This window comes from Collinsella sp. AF36-3AT (assembly GCF_003475205.1).
GTDB classification, from domain to species: domain Bacteria; phylum Actinomycetota; class Coriobacteriia; order Coriobacteriales; family Coriobacteriaceae; genus Collinsella; species Collinsella aerofaciens_AF.
Genome location: NZ_QROZ01000004.1, coordinates 1 through 2,671, shown reverse-complemented (window position 1 = coordinate 2,671; position 2,671 = coordinate 1). Strand labels below are relative to the sequence as shown.

Below are 2,671 nucleotides of genomic sequence, written 5' to 3'. Positions count from 1 at the left end.
CTCCGATCTTCGCAGGAGCCAATAGAATGTGCACCAGAAAATGCCCTGGTAGCAGCAGTTATTAGTTTAGCGAGATCAGATTAGGGGCAAAGAAGAAAACCTGTGTTAGGTTCCAAAAATAGGTGTAAATCGTTTTGTCAGTCGGTGAATGGAAGAATCGAAGGGCGTCAGGCGGGGGGCAGCAGCGCGCTGCCGAACCCGTGTAAAGTCTCTTGTATGCCTATGATGCGGTTGTTAATAACAGATCAGAGATTAGCTGAAAGTTAACTGATATACGAGAATAAATTCAAATCATCTAGAGGGTATAAGAGGCCTTCAAGGCTACAACAAGAGTCAACTTCTTGGCCAAATTCCAAACTATACTTTGATAGTAGCATATAGCCTATGCGATTATTTTCGTTCTGAGCTAACATGGGTGCAAAGCGCCTATTAAAAACCGGAGAGAAGTCAGTAGTTTTCAGTTTTATTGACTTAATTGGTTCAGATTGATTAAGGCCACCAATTGAATCGTGATCTACCTTCAGGTCGATCTGGTCACCCATAAAGCCAGAAAAAATAGAACGTCTCGCAACGCTTGCTAAAAAACAGGTTAAATCGATGGCGGTGAACTCGCTCGCCAAAGGCTCATCCTTGTAATTTCGTTTCCAATTAAAAAGACACGGATTTGAATCAATTTCTGAACCCCGGGTTTTCATATGGCTATCAATGATGCTGCTGTCTAAGGATGACCTTGGGATTAAATTTGCAAAACTGCGAGTAACGCCTGTTCGTTTGAGAGATGCTGCAAAATCGTTAAATAGGCGGTTAGTCTCAACTGAATATAATCCATCGGTATTAACGGAGCCTGGAATCAATGCAGATGTTATCAGTCTATCGACCAGTTCGCCCTCTTCAAAGTACTTTTTAGCAAGGTCCAGAAGAACGGGATTATCATTGACAGCTAGCTTTAAATCGATCCAATACTGAGTTATCGGTCTTTGTTCATCAAAGACAGCGGTGGATAATATAGTTAGTGAGTCGGAGAAGCCGTAGAACGATCTGGTCGCAACCTTCGAGTTGAATAGCTCCCATAACCTATCTGACATCTCCTTACCAAGAAGCTCTTTTGTATACTTTTCCGTTAATGCTTCATTGCCGCTGCCTATATAATCGTTCTTGAGGGCATGTCCGAGCTTAAGACCCGTCTCAATTAAATTCATAGCTTAGATTCCTCAAACTTCTCAACCTTTGACACAATAAGAGTACTGGCTGCGACAATTGCGCGATCCAAATCAAGTGTATTTAGGAACACGGATCTTCTTCCGTGCAGCAATCCATTTCTTGCCTTATTGACATCAATTAATAATTGCAATTCCTGTTTCGTAATTGGATCGCCAAGCCTTTTGCACATAGCGGTAAGGCGACTCGCCAAACGAGATGATAATAATGACGCTTTTGCCTGGCTCTTAATTCTTCGGATCAGTATTTTTCTTTGTTTCTCATTAAGTCCTTGAATAGCCGGTAAATCAATTGATTTCACTATGTCATTTAGCATCTGCGAGAAATCAAGATCATCAGTGCGGTCGTAATTCATTTCATGCAAAGCCTCCGCAAGAACCGTCTCGCCACGTTCTTCATTTAAACAGTATTCAAGCGCAGTGTTTAATGAGATAATTCGGTCATCTACCGAAGGCTCAAAGCGAGCTCTGACCACCCATTTCATAGCTTCATTTAAATAATGCGGTTTCCATGAGGCTCTCAATGGGGAAAGCAGCATTTGCGTAGAAGAATTTGTTGCTGATGAAATGAAGCCAGTGACAGATATAGGGCTTTTATTTGTCTTGCCATTGCCGTCGATTAGAATGCTGCCACCGAGATCAAGATTTTCAACATAGACCATTGCTGACAACTTTGGTTCAAGTAATGGTTGCCTAATGTCCCAAGACTTCATCTTGGCCTCTTTATCGGGGAAGCGTTCGGAACACCCGCAAACAATATATAGATAGACGGCGTATTCAATTCGTCTTAACGCTTCTAATTGAGCATCTGCAAACCCCTGTGCGGTTTGATAAGTCCATGCACAAACGGGGTAATCCTGATTTAGCGTGAATCCGTTAGGTACAGTAGGCGCTTCTGAAAGTGAAGATGCAAAAGTAATATCTCCGATAGAGCAATTTGATGAAACAGAAAGTCCCTTAATGCGGGTCAAAATGTAGTAAAAGTATTCAACGGAAGAGCTCTCTTCACCTTCAATCTCGATTGCATTTACTCCGCAATCTTCAACAGTTAATAAGTATTTTGCCAACTCAAAAGGATGAACGCCCTTTGTTTCAAAATTACCTATAGTTTTGCCGGCGAGAATGACATCAATTGGCGACTCGAGAGTAACGATGAAACCCGTATCAGTTTTTTTGCCTTGATAAAATGAACCATCTAACTTGAAATCATGCGGTTTTACAGGGGCCCACCGAAGAGAATAATAGTCTCTAAGCGAATGTCCTGAGTACAATCCGGTTCTAGAATTTGCGATTAATAGTTTTCCAATCTCTTGCTGGGAGGAAGCCTCTACAGCCGCACAATTAAAGGGGACCTTTCCATCGACTAGGCTTATTAGCGTAAAAGGTTCGCCGACGTCAAAGCTGTTGTCTCCCACGGTTGATTTCCGATCTCAGCCGAACACATTGAGCAAATA

Annotated in this window: 2 protein-coding genes; both read right to left on the bottom strand. The window is 42.2% G+C overall.

Annotation, left to right across the window (positions count from 1 at the left end; all coding sequences use genetic code 11):
- Window positions 1-263: 263 nt before the first annotated feature.
- Entirely contained in the window at window positions 264-1,199 is a 936-nt protein-coding gene (locus DW003_RS04825) for a hypothetical protein (RefSeq protein WP_118387859.1), read from the bottom strand.
- Window positions 1,196-2,632, bottom strand: coding sequence for a hypothetical protein (locus DW003_RS09865; RefSeq protein ID WP_147352180.1), 1,437 nt, complete (start codon window positions 2,630-2,632; stop codon window positions 1,196-1,198). The genes DW003_RS04825 and DW003_RS09865 overlap by 4 nt, the downstream gene beginning before the upstream one ends.
- Between the last annotated feature and the right edge of the window lie 39 nt (window positions 2,633-2,671).

Bases quoted from the DNA above. Each gene is read 5' to 3' on its own strand.
- DW003_RS04825 (WP_118387859.1), bottom strand. From the start codon at position 1,199: ATGAATTTAATTGAGACGGGTCTTAAGCTCGGACATGCCCTCAAGAAC.